The organism is Burkholderia sp. AU18528, from assembly GCF_002223215.2.
Lineage (GTDB): Bacteria > Pseudomonadota > Gammaproteobacteria > Burkholderiales > Burkholderiaceae > Burkholderia > Burkholderia semiarida.
Genome location: NZ_NKFC02000006.1, coordinates 1256593 through 1273665 on the forward strand (window position 1 = coordinate 1256593; position 17073 = coordinate 1273665).

The window sequence follows — 17073 nt, forward strand, 5'->3', positions numbered from 1 at the left end:
CCCGGGCGGCACGCCGCGACGCACCGCCCCTGGTTCAAGTCTAGTTCGCGCACGGACGTCGCGCATCGCTCGTCGCGCGAGCGTCGAATCGTCAGACGAACGGCTTTCATCCGCCCCCTTGCCGCGTTATAGTCGCGTGCATGACATTTTCGTGACAGCCGCAGTGCGCCGCCTCGCACGATGCCGGCCGTTGCATTTTTTCGCCCTGCGTCGCGGCAGTCCGCGCGATGCAGGCGCGCATCGAACGACAACACCCACCCGCCCACCCGAGGAGCCCACGACGTGAACGACACCCCCGATCGCCCCGACGACCTTCCCGCCGATCCCGACCGCCGCCGTGTGCTCGGCGGCCTCGCCGCGATCGGCGCCGGTGTCGCGCTCTCCGGCTGCGAAACCACCGCGGGCAACGCGCCGCGTTCGGCCGCCGACCTGCGCATCGACGAAGCGTTGCGCCAGCGCGTGCGCCACATCGTCGTGATCTATGCGGAAAACCGCAGCTTCGCGAACCTGTACGGCGATTTCCCCGGCGTGCGCTACCCGCTGAGCGAAGTGCGCCCCGAGCACGCGCAGCAACTCGATCGCGACGGCAAGACGCCGCTGCCGGTGCTGCCGAAGATCTGGGGCGGGCTCGTGCCGCAGGCGCAGGAAGTGGACGGCACGCGCTACGCGATCGCGGAGCGTGACATCGACAAGCTGCCGAACGCGCCGTTCCGGATTTCAGACGCGCAGGGCAAGCCGCTGCCGAACGGCGTGATCACGCGCGACCTGTGGCATCGCTTCTACCAGAACCAGATGCAGATCGCGGGCGGCCGCAACAACCAGTTCGCCGCGTGGGCCGATTCGGGCGGCCTCGTGATGGGCCATTACCGCAATTCCGCCGACACGCTGCGGCTGTGGAATCTCGCACGGCAATACACGCTGTGCGACAACTTCTTCATGGCGGCCTTCGGCGGCTCGTGGATGAACCACATGTTCCTGATCTCCGCGCAGCCGCCGCTGTATCCGGACGCGCACAAGCATCCGCATGCGGCGAAGCTGTTGTCGAAGGTCGAAGGCGACGATCCGGCCGGCACGCGCCTGAAGCTCGCCGACGATTCGCCCGCGTCCGCGCTCGACGGCCCGCCGAAGTTCGCGGTCGACGGCCCGCTGACGCCGGACGGGTACGGCGTGAACACGATGGCGCCGCCGTACCAGCCGAGCTACGTGCCGCCGCCCGATCCGGGCAACGCCGCGTATGCGGATCCGGCCGACCATCGCGTGATGCCGCCGCAGGGCTACGCGACGATCGGCGACCGCCTGTCGGAGAAGAACATCGACTGGGCGTGGTACAGCGGCGCGTGGCAGTACGCGCTCGATCATCGCGACACGGGCACGGTGCCCGACTTCCAGTATCACCACCAGCCGTTCAACTACTTCGCGAACTACGCGCCCGGCACCGAAGCCCGCCGCAAGCATTTGCGCGACGCGGGGCTCGGCGACGAACCGTCGACCAACCACTTCATCGCCGACATCGACGCGGGGCGCCTGCCTGCCGTCACGTTCTACAAGCCGCAGGGCAACCTGAACATGCACGCGGGCTATGCGGACATCGAATCGGGCGACCGCCACATCGCAACCGTGATCGACCATATCCGGCGCGGGCCGCAATGGGAACACACCGTGATCGTGATGACGCACGACGAGAACGGCGGCTGGTGGGATCACGTCGCGCCGCCGGTCGGCGATCGCTGGGGCCCCGGCTCGCGGATCCCGGCGCTCGTGATCTCGCCGTTCGCGAAAAAGGGCTTCGTCGATCACACGCTGTACGACACGAACTCGATCCTGCGCTTCATCAGCCGCGTGCACGGCCTCGCGCCGCTCGACGGCGTGGTCCGGCGCGACAACGCGTTCGCCGCGCGTGGCGCGACGCCGCCGGGCGATCTGACGAACGCGCTCGATCTCGGCTGACAACCGGTCGACCGCGTGAAACGACGACGCCCCGGGCCACGCGACGGTGGCCCGGGGCGTTCATGGCGCTTGCAGAGCGGTGACGTCGATGCCGCTCGTCAGCCGCCGATACGCTGCTCGATCTTCTTCATCGTGTCGGTCATCTCGGCGGGCAAGCGCAGCTTCAGCATGTCGAACAGCGCCGCGTGCAGCTTCAGCTCCTCGCGCCATTCGTCCGCGTTCATCGACGTCACCGCATCGAACTGCTCGCGCGTGAAATCGAGGCCGTCCCAGTGCAGGTCCTCATACGCGGGCGACACGCCGAACGCATGCTCGCCGCCACCGCCGGTGCCTTCGAGACGGTCGAGCATCCACTTCAGCACGCGCATGTTCTCGCCGAAGCCCGGCCACACGAACTTGCCGTTCGCATCCTTGCGGAACCAGTTCACGCAATAGATCTTCGGCAGCGTCGCGCCGGCGGCCTCGAGCTGCCGGCCGAGTTTGAGCCAGTGCGCGAAATAATCGCTGACGTTGTAGCCGCAGAACGGCAGCATCGCGAACGGATCGCGGCGCACGACGCCCTGCTGGCCAACGGCCGCCGCGGTCGTCTCGGAGCCCATCGTCGCGGCCATGTACACGCCTTCGACCCAGTCGCGCGCTTCCGTGACGAGCGGCACCGTCGTCGAGCGGCGGCCGCCGAAGATGAACGCGTCGATCGGCACGCCGGCCGGGTTTTCCCAGTCGTCGTCGATCGACGGGCACTGCGCGGCCGGCGCGGTGAAGCGCGAATTCGGATGCGCGGCCTTGCGGCCGGTTTCCTTGCCAATCTCGGGCGTCCACGGATTGCCCTGCCAGTCGGTCAGCTTCGCGGGCGGCGTGTCGGTCAGCCCTTCCCACCACACGTCGCCGTCTTCCGTCAGCGCGACGTTCGTGAAGATCACGTTTTCCTTCAGCGTGGCGATCGCGTTCGGGTTGGTCTTCACGCCGGTACCCGGCGCCACGCCGAAGAAACCGGCTTCCGGATTGATCGCATACAGGCGGCCGTCGCGGCCCGGCTTCAGCCACGCGATGTCGTCGCCGATCGTCGTGACCTTCCAGCCGTCGAAGCCCTGCGGCGGGATCAGCATCGCGAAGTTGGTCTTGCCGCACGCGGACGGGAACGCGGCCGCGACGTGATACTTCTTGCCGGCCGGCGACGTCACGCCGAGGATCAGCATGTGTTCCGCGAGCCAGCCCTGATCGCGGCCCATCGTCGACGCGATGCGCAGTGCGAAGCACTTCTTGCCGAGCAGCGCATTGCCGCCGTAGCCCGAGCCGAAGCTCCAGATCTCGCGCGTTTCGGGAAAGTGCACGATGTACTTCACCGGATTGCACGGCCACGGCACGTCCTGCTGGCCGGCTTCGAGCGGATGGCCGACGCTGTGCACGCATGGCACGAAATCGCCGTCCTCGCCGAGCACGTCGTACACGTCGCGCCCCATGCGCGTCATGATCCGCATGTTCACCGCGACGTACGGGCTGTCGGACAACTCGACGCCGACGTGCGCGATCGGCGAGCCGAGCGGGCCCATCGAGAACGGCACGACGTACAGCGTGCGGCCGCGCATCGCGCCGCGGAACAGACCGTTGAGCGTCTCGCGCATTTCGGCCGGATCGATCCAGTTGTTGGTCGGACCGACGTCGTCGCGCGAAGCCGCGCAAATGAACGTGCGATCCTCCACGCGCGCGACGTCAGACGGATCGGATTGCGCGAGATACGAGTTCGGGCGCTTCGCCGGGTTCAGGCGCGTGAGCGTGCCCTGGTCGACCATCGCCTGGCACAGCGCGTCGTATTCTTCCTGCGAACCGTCACACCACACGACGCGCTCGGGCTCCGTGAGCGCCGCGATGCGCGATACCCAGTCGATCAGCTCGCGATGCTTGACGAAGGCCGGCGGAGCGATCAGCGGGCCATGTGTTGCTTCGGCCAAAGTGTTTTGCGACATGGGGATGTCTCCAGATTATTGGGCGGGGGATGGGGGATGCGGGGTGAACCCGCGAGATGGGAATGCGTGCGGAGCGCAGGGAGCGGCAGCGCGCAGCAGAACGGGACGCGCGAGCGGAGCGCGCGTCGATGCCGCGATGCGGGCGAGAGAAGGTGATGTCTCGTATATAAGCGTGCGAACGCGAGTTTCGCCATGCAAGCAACCTGCCATACAACTCCATGTCGGCCAGCATACCATCGCCGTTATTGGGCGGGCGTTGCGTTGCAGCAAGAAACCCGCTGCGCCGGCGCGCCGGCATGCGCGTTGCAGGCAGGTTCTTTTTACGGCGTCGTCGCACGCGCTTTGGGGACGAAACGCGTGTGACGACCGCCCTGCAAGGGTTTCGTACGAGCGGCAATTTCAACCTGCCGCTTGGGCAAACGAACAACGCGAACGCACGCCGTGCGAATCAGCGTTTTCGCTACTCAGGCAAACCCTGAATCAGTTGCGTACACAAACATCCTGTTCGAATCGCGATAGACACCCCCGCTCGAAACGAGGTGCCGGGCAATCACGCGCTCCACGCGTCGAATGAAAAAAAGCCAACCCGTCACGGATTGGCTTTCTGCCGCGGATATGACGATTACGCGAACTGGTTCATCGTGTTGTCCTTGCCCGCTGCCTTCAGCGCCGCTTCGCCGCTGAAGTATTCCTTGTGATCGTCGCCGATGTCCGAACCGGACATGTTCTGGTGCTTCACGCACGCGATGCCCTGACGGATTTCCTTGCGCTGCACGCCGGCCACGTAGCCGAGCATGCCCTGATCGCCGAAGTATTCCTTGGCCAGGTTGTCGGTCGACAGCGCGGCCGTGTGGTACGTCGGCAGCGTGATCAGGTGGTGGAAGATGCCTGCTTCACGCGATGCATCGGCCTGGAACGTACGGATCTTCTCGTCGGCGAGCTTGGCCAGTTCGGTGTCGTCGTATTCGACGCTCATCAGTTGCGCGCGGTCGTACGCCGACACGTCCTTGCCTTCGGCCTTCATCGCGTCGTACGCCTGCTGACGGAAATTCAGCGTCCAGTTGAACGACGGGCTGTTGTTGTACACCAGCTTCGCGTTCGGGATCACCTTGCGGATCTCGCTGACCATGCCGCCGATCTGCGCGATATGCGGCTTTTCGGTTTCGATCCACAGCAGGTCGGCGCCGTTCTGCAGCGACGTGATGCAGTCGAGCACGCAACGCGCTTCGCCCGTGCCGGCGCGGAACTGGAACAGGTTGCTCGGCAGGCGCTTCGGACGCAGCAGCTTGCCGTCGCGCTTGATGACGACGTCACCGTTGCCCAGCTGATCGGCCGACAGCTCCTCGCAGTCGAGGAACGAGTTGTATTGGTCGCCCAGGTCGCCCGGCTGGTTCGTCACGGCGATCTGCTTGGTCAGGCCGGCGCCCAGCGAATCGGTACGCGCAACGATGATGCCGTCGTCCACGCCCAGCTCCAGGAACGCGTAGCGAATCGCGCGGATCTTCGCGAGGAAGTCCTCGTGCGGCACCGTGACCTTGCCGTCCTGGTGGCCGCACTGCTTCTCGTCCGACACCTGGTTCTCGATCTGGATGCAGCACGCACCCGCTTCGATGAACTGCTTGGCCAGCAGGTAGGTCGCCTCCGCGTTGCCGAAGCCGGCGTCGATGTCGGCGATGATCGGCACGACGTGCGTGACGTGGTTGTCGATCTTTTCCTGGATCGCGGCCTTGGCAGCCGGGTCCTTCGCGGCATCCAGCTCGCGGAACAGGCCGCCCAGCTCACGGGCGTCGGCCTGGCGCAGGAACGTGTACAGCTCGCGGATCAGCGCGCTGACCGAGGTCTTTTCGTGCATCGACTGGTCCGGCAGCGGGCCGAACTCCGAGCGCAGCGCGGCGACCATCCAACCCGACAGGTACAGGTAGCGGCGTTCGGTGCTGTTGAAGTGCTTCTTGATCGAGATCATCTTCTGCTGGCCGATGAAGCCGTGCCAGCAACCCAGCGACTGCGTGTACTTGGACGGATCGGCATCGTACGCGGCCATGTCGGCGCGCATGATCTTCGCGGTGTACTTCGCGATGTCCAGGCCGGTCTTGAACTTGTTCTGGGCACGCATGCGGGCCGCATACTCGGGGCTGATGGCGTTCCACGCGCTGCCGTGGTTTTCCTTCAAGCCAGCCACTGCCTTGATGTCGTCTTGATATTGGGACATGTCTATCTCCTGGGAACGAAGCGCATTTGAGTAAAGAGTTCAGCGTGCCCGCCGCGTGTGACGAAGCGAACTGCATGGACTCAATAGTAATCCCGTCCGGCAACATTTCGGTCAAGTCTTATATAAGACATAAGATATAAATTTTTGTTGTTTTTCAATGAGATAGCCAAGCGTTTTTGCGATGCAAAACACGGTTTCAAGCGGCGGTAAAACGCGGCGGCGGGAAACCGATGCGAATTCCGCGATATGAAATCTCCTTTCGGCTGCTGGAGAACGGGCCGCGTCGGCAAGGCCGGACAGCGACGACCGCTCTCGCCTTTGTCAGGGCTGCGACAAAACGTCTATACTTGGACAATTCTTTAATCCCAGCGCGTCTGCGCCTCTGCCTGCCTCCCGGAGCGCCATGAACGACTCTCCCGTTTTCGACACGCTTTGCGACCTGCTGACTACCGCCGGCGCGCGTTTCCGCGTGCTCGAGCATCCGGCGGAAGGCAAATCCGAGGCGATTGCCGCGCTGCGCGGCACGCGCCCCGAACAGGGCGCGAAGGCGATGCTCTGCACGTTCAAGGACGGCGGCGACGCCACCGCGCTCGCGGTAATTCCCGGCCACCTGAAGATCGACTTCCGCAAGGTCGCCGATGCGGTTGGCCGGCGCAAGGCGACGCTCGCCTCGCCCGACCTCGCGGCCGCCGTCACGCGCTGCGTGATGGGTGCCGTGCCGCCGTTCGTATTCGATGCGAACGTGACGCTCGTCGTCGATCCGGCGCTGGTCGAGCGCAACGCCGAGATCGCGTTCAACGCGGGCCGCCTCGACCGCTCGGTCGTGCTCGACGCGGCCGACTACGTCCGGATCGCGCGCCCGCTGCTGGCCGACATCACGCGCCCCGAGACGACAGACGCCCCCGCCCCGCAGGAGCACGCATGAGCACGAACCGCAAACCACTGCTGTCGGAACAGGCATCGCTGATCGAGCAGGTGCAGCGCATCGCCGAAGGGCTCGGCGAGATGTTCGCGCCGTTCACCGAGGTCGTCGTGCACGACCTGCGCACGCCCGAGCACGCGATCCTCGCGATTCACAACAACCTGTCCGGGCGCGCGGTCGGCGACCCGGCGACCGAACTCGGCCTCGCGCGCATCGCCGACGACGATTTCCCGCAGGTGCTCGCGAACTATCCGAACCGCTTCGCCGACGGCCGCACCGCCAAAAGCACGTCGATCGGCATCAAGGATTCGACCGGGCGCTACGTGGCCGCGCTGTGCCTGAATGCCGACGTCACGCTGTTCCGCGGCTTCCAGGGCATGCTGAGCCAGTTCTGCCGCACGGACGGCGAAGCCGTCGTCGAAACGCTCGACCCGGCCGGCGCGGACGCGATCCGGCAGCGCATCGACGCCTTCGCGACACGCCTCGCGACGACGCCGCGCGAGCTGAAGACCGACCAGCGCCGCGAGCTGATGCAGACGCTGAAGGCGGACGGCTTCCTCGAGGTGCGCCGCGCGATGGAGATCGTGTCGCAGCATCTCGGCGTGTCGCGCGCCACCGTCTACAACGATGCGAAGTGACGCGGCGCGCCCCGCATTCCAGTTGACTGACTTTTTCGACCCCGAGCGACCATGAATTCTCCGACTCTCCCCACGTACGACGACGTCGCCGCCGCCGCGGCCCGGCTCGAAGGCCATGCGCACCGCACGCCGGTGATGACGTCGCGGACGATCGACGACGCGCTCGGCGCACAGGTGTTCTTCAAGTGCGAGAACCTGCAACGCATGGGCGCGTTCAAGTTCCGCGGCGCGTTCAACGCGCTGTCGCGCTTCAACGCGGAACAGCGCCGCCACGGCGTCGTCGCGTTCTCGTCGGGCAACCATGCGCAGGCAATCGCGCTGTCGGCGCGCATCCTCGGCATTCCCGCGACGATCGTGATGCCGCAGGACGCACCGGCCGCGAAGATAGCCGCGACGCGCGGCTACGGCGGCAACATCGTGACCTACGACCGCTACACCGAGGATCGCGAGCAGATCGGGCGCGAGCTCGCGGAAAAGCACGGGCTCACGCTGGTTCCGCCCTACGATCACCCGGACGTGATCGCCGGCCAGGGCACCGCGGCCAAGGAACTGTTCGACGAAGTCGGCCCGCTCGACGCGGTGTTCACGCCGCTCGGCGGCGGCGGGCTGCTGTCGGGCACCGCGCTCGCCACGCGCGCGCTGTCGCCGCACGCGAAGCTGTACGGCGTCGAGCCCGAAGCCGGCAACGACGCGCAGCAATCGTTCCGGTCCGGCACGATCGTGCACATCGACACGCCGCGCACGATCGCCGACGGCGCGCAGACGCAGCACGTCGGCAACCTCACGTTCCCGATCCTGCGCCGCGACGTCGACGACATCCTGACCGCGACGGACGCGGAGCTGGTCGACTGCATGCGCTTCTTCGCCACGCGCATGAAGCTCGTCGTCGAGCCGACCGGCTGCCTGGCGTTCGCCGCGGTGCGACGGATGAAGGACGCGCTGCAGGGCAAGCGCGTCGGCGTGGTGATCAGCGGCGGCAACGTCGATCTCGAGAATTTCTGCGCGCTGGTGTCGGCACCGGCCTGAGCGTCGCGGCGCGCATGAAGATCCTGTCATGCGCGCACCGCCCCGCCTCCACGTCGCGCCAGGTTTCGCGCCCCGGACTGATTACGTCGTCGTCCCGAAGTCGGTCATGAAGGCGTCTTCATGAATACGCGCGCGATCGCCGCCGCCCGGGCGCGACGGCATGCGTTGGAACCCGACCATTTCTTCAGACCTGAAACGCCGCCCGGGCACCTCGAACGCAAGCATCCGGAAAGCCGACACCGGGTAATGACGTTTTTTCGCATCCGCGCGCCCGGACGATTGACGTGCCCGACCGCGCGCCATTACCCTTGCGCGCTGATGGTTCCCAGGGATGGGATCAAAAGGGAACGCAGGCGAGGCGACGTCTCGAATCTGCGGCTGCCCCCGCAACTGTGAGCGGCGAATCCGTGCCTCCGCATGCCACTGGGAAACCGGGAAGGCCCGCACGGATGGCGACCCGCGAGCCAGGAGACCTGCCATCGACCCGAGGTCCAGCAGCCGCACCGGGCGGGGTGTCCCGATGTGCAAGCACCGCCGTTGGCGGCCGCCCGTTGCATGGACGACCCGACCTCAGGATCCGTCAGATGTCCATCGTTCCCGAATCCGCTTCCCGGCCGGAAGCGTCGCCCCGACGCGCCGTCGGCATGCATCCCCTGCCGGCCCCCGGCTCACGATCGCCGTACACGTCACACGTTTTGTCCCGCTGTCTCATGAACCTTCGTCACCTGCTTGCCACGTCCGCCGCCACCGCGCTGCTTTCCCCGCTCGCCCATGCGGCCGGCGACGCGGCGCCTGCGCAGCCCGCGGCGCCGGCGTCAGCCGCGGACCTGCCCACGATCAGCGTAACCGACACGCGGCACCTGCCCGAATCGTTCGACCGGCGCTATGCGTCGACGCAGGTGCTCACGCGCGAGGATCTCGACCGGCTGTCGCCGGCCGACCCGAGCATCACGCAGGCGCTCGCGACGCTGCCGGGCGTGACCGTCTCGCAAAACGGCGGGCCCGGCTCGTCCGCGTCGGTCAGCATCCGCGGCTCGTCGGCGAGCCAGGTCGCGGTGTTCATCGACGGCATCCGGATCGGCTCGCCGACCACCGGCATCGCGCCGTGGGCCGACCTGCCGACCGAAGCGTTCGAGCGCGTCGAGGTGATCTCCGGCCCGGCCGCCGCATCGTTCGGCAACAACGCGATGGGCGGCGTCGTGCAGCTCTTCACGCGCCGCGCCGCCAACCAGCCGAACCAGACCACCGTGTCGTTCGGCGGCGGTTCGAACAAGACGTTCGACACGCAGTTCCGCACGTCGGGCACGGTGCCGTCGACGGGGCCGCTGGCCGCGCTCGGCGGGCTCACCTATTCGCTCGGGCTGCACGACTACAACACGGCCGGCATCGATGCGACGCGGCCCTTCTTCTACGGCCACGAAGACGGCCGCAATCCGTATCACGCGCAGGATCTCGACGCGCGGCTCGGCTATGCGCGCGACAACTGGTCGATCTCGACGTTCGCGCTGTACCACCGCTCCGATCTGTCCTACGACAACAGCGGCTACGCGAATCGCGAACGCGATCACCAGTTGACGACCGGCGTCGCATTCCATCTCGACATCACGCCCGATACGCAGTTCGACCAGTCGTTCGGCTATGCGAACGATCGCCAGTTCATCTACGCGGACAACCCGGCCCTCGCGACGGACCAGATCAATTCGCAGCGCATCAGCACGTCGACGTCGCTGACCCATCAGGCGCACGGTTTCCACCTGTTCGGGCTGCCGCTGTCGGGCGAATCGAAGCTCGCGTACGACTTCACGCGCGAACAGGCGTTCCTGCCGGTCGACATTCCCGGCGGCGTGCCGACGCGCAACGATTCCGCGTTCTCGCTGCACCAGTCGGCGACGCTCGGCAACGTGACGATGTTCGTCGCCGGCCGTCACGAGATCATCGCCGGGCAAGCGGTGAACACCGGCAACGCCGCGCTGTCGTGGGCGATCACGCCGGTCTACACGGCGCGCGTGTCGTACGGCAACGCGTTCCGCCTGCCGACGTTCAACGACCTGTACTACCCGGGCTACGGCAATCCGAACCTCAGCCCGGAACGCAGCACGTCGGTCGAGGCCGCGCTCGACGCGAACACGGCGTACGGCACGTTCACCGCGGCGATCTACGACACGCGCGTCAACAACCTGATCGCGTACAACCCGGCGACGTTCTCGCCGATGAACATCGGCCGTTCGCACATTCGCGGCATCGACCTGTCGTACAAGGGAACGATCGGCCGCTCGACGCCGGTGAGCGTCGCGGTCGGGATCCTGAATCCGCAGGACGAGACCAACCAGACCTGGCTCAGCCGCCGGCCGCGCCAGACGGTCAGCCTGAACGTCGACCACACGTGGGACGAACTGAAGCTGCACGCGCTGAGCACGGGCGCGTCGCTGCTGTACGGCGGCTCGACGTTCGACGACCCGGCCAACCGGCAGTATCTGGCGTCGTACCTGACGGTGAACCTGCGAGCGTCGTACCGGATCAATTCGCACCTGACGGTGTCGGCGTCGCTGTCGAACCTGTTCGACCGGCAATACATGACCGCGTACGGCTACAACACGCTCGGGCGCACCGCGTTCGGCAAGGTGAGCTATACGTTCTGACGGCCGCACGCAGCGGCGCGACGCACCACACCGGCACGCGCGGAAAATTGACAGCGCGGCAAAAGCTAATAGAATTAGTTCTTTGACTAACCCGCATAGTATTCGTCATGGCACGCGCCGGCATTACCGTGGACAAGCTCGTCGAAGCCGGCGCGCAGCTCGCCGATGAAACCGGCTTCGAGCAACTCACCGGCGCAGCGCTCGCGCGGCATTTCGACGTCAAGCTGGCGAGCCTGTATTCCCATGTCGCGAGCTTCGACGATCTCAAGAGCCGGATCGCGCTGTTCGCGCTGCAGGAGCTGGCCGAGCGCGCCGCCGACGCGCTGGCCGGCCGCACCGGCAAGGACGCGCTGGCCGCGCTCGCCAACGTCTATCGCGACTACGCACGTGCGCATCCGGGCCGCTTCGCGGCCGCGCGCCATCCGGTGAGCGGCGGGCGCGCCACCGCAAGCGCGGGCGGGCAACTCGTCAGGATGACGGCGGCGGTGCTGCGCAGCTACGGCTTGCCCGATAGCGAACAGGCGCATGCGATCCGCCTGCTCGGCGGTTTCTTCATGGGCTACGTGACGCTCGAAAGCGCCGGCGGCTTCTCGCACAGCGCGCCGGATTCGGACGTGTCGTGGGCACGCAGCCTCGATGCGCTCGACGTGATGCTGCGCCACTGGCCTTCGGCCGCCTGACGTACCGAACGGAATCCAAGCAATGAAAGACAAACCCGACGGCGTCGTGCTGCCGAGCCGTGTCGTGCCCTTCCCGACCTCGATCAGCGACGAAGCACGCGCCGCGCTGCAACGCCTGACCGGCGACGACGGGGTGCCGCTGAATGCGTTGCACGTGATGCCGGCGCCGGACGACATCGACGCATGGATGCGCGTGAAGGCCGGTGCCGACGCGCATTACACGGCCGCGGTCGAGCAACTCGCCGGCTATTTGCGCTCGAGCGTCGAGACGATCCGCGTCGGCGATGCGGACGTGCATGTCGCGACACCCGACGCCGCGGCTTCCGGCGCCTGCGCCTACATCGATCTGCATGGCGGCGCGCTGGTCGTCGGCGGCGGCGCCGCGTGCCGCGCCGGCGCGCAGATGCAGGCCGACCGGCTCGGCATCCGCTGCTACGGCGTCGACTACCGGATGCCGCCGGAACACCCGTATCCGGCCGCGCTCGACGACTGCATCGCCGCCTATGCTTACGTGCTGGCGCATCACGCACCGGAAAACGTCGTCATCGGCGGCCGCTCCGCCGGCGGCAATCTCGCCGCCGCGATGGTGCTGCGTGCCCGCGACGAAGGCTTGCCGCTGCCTGCCGCGCTCGTGCTGCTGTCGCCGGAAGCCGACCTGACCGAATCCGGCGACAGCTTCGAGACCAACCGGCTCGTCGATGTCGTGCTGCCGGCGCCGCTGATGGCGAACAACCTGCTCTACGCGAACGGCGCCGATCTCGCGCATCCGTACCTGTCGCCGCTGTTCGGCGATTTCGCTGCCGGCTTCCCGCCGACCTTCATCCAGAGCGGCACGCGCGACCTGTTCCTGTCGAACGCCGTGCGCCTGCATCGCGCGTTGCGGCGCGCGCAGGTGCCGACGGAACTGCACGTGTTCGAGGGCATGCCGCACGGCGGGTTCATGGGCGCGCCGGAGGACATCGAGCTGAGCCAGGAAATCGCGCGCTTCGTGCATGCGCATTTGCACGGGTCGAATTGAGCCGGCGATCGACGGACGGGCACACAAGGACGACAACGGCATCGGCCGGATCGCTGGCTCCCCGGATCGAATGCGGCAAATCCCGCGGGTGACGCGATCCGGTCGCCCCGCGCCGCGCCGTGCACCTAGATCAGCCCGCGCACGCCCGCGGCGAGCTGGATCGCGCCGAATGCCGCGACGACGGCCGCCGACGCGCGCGACAGCCCGTGCATGAACGCGAACGACAGCTTCGTGCGCAGCGCGGCGGTCGCGCTGCTCAGGCACAGCCACCACGTGGCCGAGCCGACGAACACGCCGGCGACCATCCACGCCACCGTCGCCCACATCGCGCCTTCCCGTGCCCCCGGCAGCGGGCCGAGCGCCGCGAAGATCCCGACGAACGACACGATCGTCATCGGGTTCGACAGCGTGAGGCCGAACGTCGTCAGGAAATCGCGCAGGACGGTCGTCCGCGGCACGTCGCGTGGCCCGGCCGGTGCGGCCGGCGCCTGGCGCGCGATGGTCCACGCGAGCCACACGAGAAACGCGCCGCCGCCGATTTTCAGGCCGACGGTCAGCATCGGAAATGCGGTGACGATGCCCGCGACGCCCAGCGCGCCGAGCAGGCCGTAAATCGCGTCGGCGCACGCGGCGCCGATGCCCGTCGCGAATCCCGCCTGGAAACCGCGGCTCAGGCTGCGCTGAATGCACAGCATGCCGATCGGGCCGACCGGCACCGCGATCGACAGCCCCATCACGACGGATTTGATGAACAGCATCGCCTGCTCCTTGCGACATTCGGTGGATCGAACAGGCATCGTAGGGAAAGTCCGGCCCTCGCTGAATGCGGTTTTTAAGGAAGAATGGCGGCTCTACCTTAAAAACGCCCGCCGCGATGGACGATCTGGACTGGAAGATACTGGCGCTGTTGCAGGACAACGGGCGCATCAGCTATACGGAGCTCGCGCGCCAGGTTCACCTGTCGGTGCCGGCGGTGACGGAGCGCGTGAAGCGTCTTGAAGCAGCCGGCGTGGTCGAAGGCTATACGGCCCGGATCAATCCGTCCGCGGCCGGCTATCCGGTGAGCGCGCTGATCGGCATTACGGTGCCGCAACCGGCGAAAGCGAAGTTCCTCAAGCTGCTGGAGACGATTCCCGAAGTCGTCGAATGCCATCACGTGACGGGCGCGGATTCGTATGTGATGCGGTTCGTCGCCGTCAGCATGGCCCATCTCGAACAGTTGATCGAACGCATCAACCTGTACGGCGAAACGCGCACGTCGATCGTGATGTCGACGCCGCTGCCCGCGCGCGGGCTGGCACGGCCGGCGGCAAGGGCCGATATCGTCAGGAAATGAACGAGCGCGGGCCGCCCCGCCGCCCGCGGCGGTCCCACGACCGTTGACCACGGTCGCCGGTGTGGCACCGACGACACGGGCGACCATGCCGGAAATCGGCGCTGCGCTGGCCCTCGGTTACGTAGCACGTGCAGAGAAAAACCGACGGCGTCGCTCCGTGCACGCGCCGCATCCTCGTCACTGCCGCCTCGCCAGCTTCACGATCGTCAGCGTGCCGTCGACGTTTTCCACTCGAACCCGGACCTTGTCGCCCACATGCAGCGGCGGGATCATCGCCGCGTCGCCGGCCTTGAACGTCATCGTCATCGGCGGCATCCCAAGGTTGTCGAGCGCGCCGTGCTTCAGCGTCACGAGCCGTCGCGCGGCATCGATGTGCTTCACCTCCGCATCGGTCAGCTTCGTGTCCGGCGCGGACATGGTCGTGTCGCGCAGGTTCATGCCGGACATGTCGCCGCCCGCGAGCGCCGGCATGACAACGATCGCCATCGCGCACGACACGGCAACGGCATGAAAGCAGGTCTTCATCGAGCATCTCCCGTCCGGCTCGACATGCTTCTTCCGCGGGCAGGCGCCGCACCTCACACGATCAACGTCACACCGGCCCACGCGATCAGCACGACACCCAGCACACGGCCGATACGATCGCCGCCGGGCAGGACCTTTTCCACGAACACGAACAGCGACAACGCGACGATCCACACGACGTTCATCACGCCGCCGACGAACAGCAGCGCCATCAGCAACCAGCAGCAGCCCACGCAAACCGCACCATGCCGCGCGCCCAGCAGGAAACTGCCGGCAACGCCCGGGCGCCAGTGCGCGACCAGGAACGCCGCCGGCGCGCGGCATTGCCGCAGACACGCGCGTTTCAGCGGCGAGAATTGATAGAGCCCGGCCAGCGCCAGCACGAGGGCGGAAAGAAGCGCGCTCTTCGACCACAGCATCATCGCGGAGATCAGGCCAGCCGGCTGCAGCAGCGCCTGAAGCAGCGCGGCGCCGATCGAGAACGCCAGCCACGTCGTCAGATAGCCGGCCAGCAGCGCCATGGACGTGAACGCCGATCCCGCCGCTCCGTCGCCGTGCTGCCGCAGCACGCGCCGGTACAGCATCACGAGCGGGGCGGCGCCGGGCGTCATCATCGCGATCATCATCACCCACCACATCGCGATCACGGTCGGCAGCGACGGATCCATGCTGCCCATGCCGTCCGCCAGCCGATGCGGAAACAGCGCGACGGTCGTCATCTCCCGCGCCGACATGCCGGTTCCCGCACCCGTCCACAGATAGAACCAGCACAGGCCGACGAGCGCGGCCATACCGAGCAGCGTGACGACTCGCTCGCGCGCGAGCCAGGTATCGACCGGCGTCATGCCGCGGCGCGATGCCGAACCAGCCCGTGGTTGTTCAGATGCAGCCGCGCGAATTGCGCATAGGTTCCGTCGAGATTCAGCGCGATGTTGCCCTGCGAGCGCCCCGTGCCCGAACCGATCTCGGCCAGCTCGTATTCGAAACCGTGCGGCAGGTCGATCCGCACGCGGTGCTCGTCACCGGTCACCGGATTGCGGATGGGTTCGCCGGCCGCGTCGAACACGCCGTCCACGTGGATCCGGCCGCGCCGCGCATCGACATCGACGTCGAAATCGATCTTCGTGAAGATCGGCTCGAACGCGTGCTCGAGCGTCGACGCATACACGGAAAACATCGTCGCGAATGGATCGGTATCCTGACCGGTCATGATCTTCAACACGGCGTCGCGCTGCGCCGGACTGGCGCGCTCGTCGACGATCGGCTGGCACTTGCCGTGGCCTTCGTGAACGGCGCCCGGCCACTGGAACACCACCGCGATCCTGACGCCGTCGAGCACCACGTCGCCGTAATGTCCGCTGTCGATCGAAATCGCGCCCATCGCTTCGCAGTTGCCGTTGGTCGGCAGCGCATTGAACTGGCAAGGGCAACCGTATGAGCAATTGCAACTGATCATTTCGGTGCCCTGAATCTCCCACGGCGTCATGGCTCCACCTCGCGCTCTGAAACAAACGAACGCTTCGAATCTAGTGCACGCAATGGGGGAAAGCAACGCGGTCATGGCGGCGTGAAAACCCTGCGTTCCGGCCTCACGTAAGACGTTTCGGGAGGCGCTCGCCGGGCTGTTGCGAAAACCGTCGCGCCGCCCCGCTCTCACACGAACAGCGACGCGACGATCGCACACCACACCGCACCCGCGCCGCACAGAAACACGCGTCGCGCGACGAACATTCGCGACTCGTCGTCGGACGTTTTCATCGGCGATGTTGCGAGAAACGGCACGCTGGCGAGGCACGCGAAACCCGCCAGCGCGGGCACGATCACGACGAAGTCGCCGAATCGCCAGGGCAGCGCTTCGTGCAATCCCCAGTAGCCGAGAAACAGCATGCCCATCGAGAACATCGTCGCCGCGGCCGAGCTGAGCGCGACCACCGATCCTGTCGGAAATTGCACGTGAACCTCCCCTCGCGCAGTGCGCGATGCGACGCCTGTCGCCGAAGATCGCCACGATGTCGCCCGACGGCCGCGGAATCAGGCGTTCGTTTCGGGCCCGAATGCGTCGAGCGCGCCGGCTTCGCTCGCGAGCCCATGCGCGTTGTCACGAATTGACAGATTCGATCCGGTCGAGCGGGATGTCGAGCCTGCTTGATCGAGCAGCACGTGCATGAC

Annotated in this window: 16 protein-coding genes and 1 riboswitch; of the genes, 8 read left to right on the forward strand and 8 right to left on the reverse strand. The window is 66.7% G+C overall.

What is annotated here, in order from left to right; all coding sequences use genetic code 11:
• Nucleotides 1-282 precede the first annotated feature (282 nt).
• A complete protein-coding gene (locus CFB52_RS22515; RefSeq protein ID WP_059574353.1) occupies nucleotides 283-1947 on the forward strand; it encodes an acid phosphatase in 1665 nt (554 codons plus the stop codon).
• Nucleotides 1948-2045: 98 nt separating this feature from the next.
• On the opposite strand, the gene CFB52_RS22520 is transcribed toward CFB52_RS22515, so the two are convergent.
• Both CFB52_RS22520 and CFB52_RS22530 read right to left on the reverse strand, forming a co-directional pair.
• Entirely contained in the window at nucleotides 2046-3911 is a 1866-nt protein-coding gene (locus CFB52_RS22520) for a phosphoenolpyruvate carboxykinase (GTP) (RefSeq protein WP_099317481.1), read from the reverse strand.
• Nucleotides 3912-4533: 622 nt separating this feature from the next.
• Entirely contained in the window at nucleotides 4534-6120 is a 1587-nt protein-coding gene (locus CFB52_RS22530; protein WP_059574351.1) for an isocitrate lyase, read from the reverse strand.
• Nucleotides 6121-6523: 403 nt separating this feature from the next.
• Here CFB52_RS22530 and CFB52_RS22535 point away from each other — a divergent pair, with 403 nt between their 5' ends.
• The 6 genes from CFB52_RS22535 (at nucleotide 6524) to CFB52_RS22560 (ending at nucleotide 13043) form a co-directional block, all read left to right on the forward strand.
• Nucleotides 6524-7045 carry a YbaK/prolyl-tRNA synthetase associated domain-containing protein gene (locus CFB52_RS22535; protein WP_099317482.1) on the forward strand — a complete coding sequence of 174 codons (522 nt, stop codon included), beginning with the start codon at nucleotides 6524-6526 and terminating at the stop codon, nucleotides 7043-7045.
• The gene (locus tag CFB52_RS22540) at nucleotides 7042-7680 is read left to right on the forward strand and encodes a transcriptional regulator (protein ID WP_060310914.1); all 639 of its coding nucleotides are present in this window, start codon (nucleotides 7042-7044) and stop codon (nucleotides 7678-7680) included. Before CFB52_RS22535 ends, CFB52_RS22540 begins: the two co-directional genes overlap by 4 nt.
• Nucleotides 7681-7731: 51 nt before the next feature.
• Nucleotides 7732-8706, forward strand: a complete 975-nt coding sequence (locus tag CFB52_RS22545; RefSeq protein WP_099317483.1) for a threo-3-hydroxy-L-aspartate ammonia-lyase — start codon at nucleotides 7732-7734, stop codon at nucleotides 8704-8706.
• Between the two features lie 302 nt (nucleotides 8707-9008).
• Nucleotides 9009-9202, forward strand: a riboswitch (cobalamin riboswitch).
• Between the two features lie 214 nt (nucleotides 9203-9416).
• Nucleotides 9417-11345 carry a TonB-dependent receptor domain-containing protein gene (locus CFB52_RS22550; RefSeq protein ID WP_099317484.1) on the forward strand — a complete coding sequence of 643 codons (1929 nt, stop codon included), beginning with the start codon at nucleotides 9417-9419 and terminating at the stop codon, nucleotides 11343-11345.
• A 128-nt stretch (nucleotides 11346-11473) separates the two neighbouring features.
• Nucleotides 11474-12025: a TetR/AcrR family transcriptional regulator gene (locus tag CFB52_RS22555; protein WP_257220613.1), complete on the forward strand. Its 552-nt coding sequence runs from the start codon at nucleotides 11474-11476 to the stop codon at nucleotides 12023-12025.
• Nucleotides 12026-12047: 22 nt separating this feature from the next.
• Nucleotides 12048-13043, forward strand: coding sequence for an alpha/beta hydrolase (locus CFB52_RS22560; protein ID WP_060310910.1), 996 nt, complete (start codon nucleotides 12048-12050; stop codon nucleotides 13041-13043).
• Between the two features lie 125 nt (nucleotides 13044-13168).
• On the opposite strand, the gene CFB52_RS22565 is transcribed toward CFB52_RS22560, so the two are convergent.
• A complete protein-coding gene (locus tag CFB52_RS22565) occupies nucleotides 13169-13801 on the reverse strand; it encodes a LysE family translocator (RefSeq protein ID WP_099317485.1) in 633 nt (210 codons plus the stop codon).
• A gap of 116 nt (nucleotides 13802-13917) precedes the next feature.
• On the opposite strand from CFB52_RS22565, the gene CFB52_RS22570 reads away from it, so the two are divergent.
• On the forward strand, nucleotides 13918-14379 hold the full coding sequence (locus tag CFB52_RS22570; RefSeq protein ID WP_059585082.1) for an Lrp/AsnC family transcriptional regulator: 462 nt from the start codon (nucleotides 13918-13920) through the stop codon (nucleotides 14377-14379).
• 177 nt (nucleotides 14380-14556) lie between these two features.
• Here the strand turns inward: CFB52_RS22570 and CFB52_RS22575 are convergent, their stop codons facing one another.
• From CFB52_RS22575 to CFB52_RS35170, 5 genes are all read right to left on the reverse strand, one after another.
• Nucleotides 14557-14904 carry a copper-binding protein gene (locus CFB52_RS22575; RefSeq protein WP_099317486.1) on the reverse strand — a complete coding sequence of 116 codons (348 nt, stop codon included), beginning with the start codon at nucleotides 14902-14904 and terminating at the stop codon, nucleotides 14557-14559.
• Between the two features lie 53 nt (nucleotides 14905-14957).
• A complete protein-coding gene (locus CFB52_RS22580; RefSeq protein ID WP_099317487.1) occupies nucleotides 14958-15749 on the reverse strand; it encodes a DUF2182 domain-containing protein in 792 nt (263 codons plus the stop codon).
• On the reverse strand, nucleotides 15746-16390 hold the full coding sequence (locus CFB52_RS22585) for a DUF1326 domain-containing protein (RefSeq protein WP_099317488.1): 645 nt from the start codon (nucleotides 16388-16390) through the stop codon (nucleotides 15746-15748). The genes CFB52_RS22580 and CFB52_RS22585 overlap by 4 nt, the downstream gene beginning before the upstream one ends.
• Before the next feature lie 167 nt (nucleotides 16391-16557).
• On the reverse strand, nucleotides 16558-16857 hold the full coding sequence (locus tag CFB52_RS22590; protein WP_059585078.1) for a hypothetical protein: 300 nt from the start codon (nucleotides 16855-16857) through the stop codon (nucleotides 16558-16560).
• Nucleotides 16858-16935: 78 nt separating this feature from the next.
• Nucleotides 16936-17070, reverse strand: coding sequence for a hypothetical protein (locus CFB52_RS35170; RefSeq protein ID WP_257220614.1), 135 nt, complete (start codon nucleotides 17068-17070; stop codon nucleotides 16936-16938).
• Between the last annotated feature and the right edge of the window lie 3 nt (nucleotides 17071-17073).

Bases quoted from the DNA above. Each gene is read 5' to 3' on its own strand.
- CFB52_RS22520 (WP_099317481.1), bottom strand. From the start codon at position 3,911: ATGTCGCAAAACACTTTGGCCGAAGCAACACATGGCCCGCTGATCGCT.
- CFB52_RS22560 (WP_060310910.1), top strand. From the start codon at position 12,048: ATGAAAGACAAACCCGACGGCGTCGTGCTGCCGAGCCGTGTCGTGCCC.
- CFB52_RS22540 (WP_060310914.1), top strand. From the start codon at position 7,042: ATGAGCACGAACCGCAAACCACTGCTGTCGGAACAGGCATCGCTGATC.
- CFB52_RS22530 (WP_059574351.1), bottom strand. From the start codon at position 6,120: ATGTCCCAATATCAAGACGACATCAAGGCAGTGGCTGGCTTGAAGGAA.
- CFB52_RS22580 (WP_099317487.1), bottom strand. From the start codon at position 15,749: ATGACGCCGGTCGATACCTGGCTCGCGCGCGAGCGAGTCGTCACGCTG.
- CFB52_RS22550 (WP_099317484.1), top strand. From the start codon at position 9,417: ATGAACCTTCGTCACCTGCTTGCCACGTCCGCCGCCACCGCGCTGCTT.
- CFB52_RS22570 (WP_059585082.1), top strand. From the start codon at position 13,918: ATGGACGATCTGGACTGGAAGATACTGGCGCTGTTGCAGGACAACGGG.
- CFB52_RS22535 (WP_099317482.1), top strand. From the start codon at position 6,524: ATGAACGACTCTCCCGTTTTCGACACGCTTTGCGACCTGCTGACTACC.
- CFB52_RS22565 (WP_099317485.1), bottom strand. From the start codon at position 13,801: ATGCTGTTCATCAAATCCGTCGTGATGGGGCTGTCGATCGCGGTGCCG.
- CFB52_RS22585 (WP_099317488.1), bottom strand. From the start codon at position 16,390: ATGACGCCGTGGGAGATTCAGGGCACCGAAATGATCAGTTGCAATTGC.
- CFB52_RS22575 (WP_099317486.1), bottom strand. From the start codon at position 14,904: ATGAAGACCTGCTTTCATGCCGTTGCCGTGTCGTGCGCGATGGCGATC.
- CFB52_RS35170 (WP_257220614.1), bottom strand. From the start codon at position 17,070: ATGCACGTGCTGCTCGATCAAGCAGGCTCGACATCCCGCTCGACCGGA.
- CFB52_RS22545 (WP_099317483.1), top strand. From the start codon at position 7,732: ATGAATTCTCCGACTCTCCCCACGTACGACGACGTCGCCGCCGCCGCG.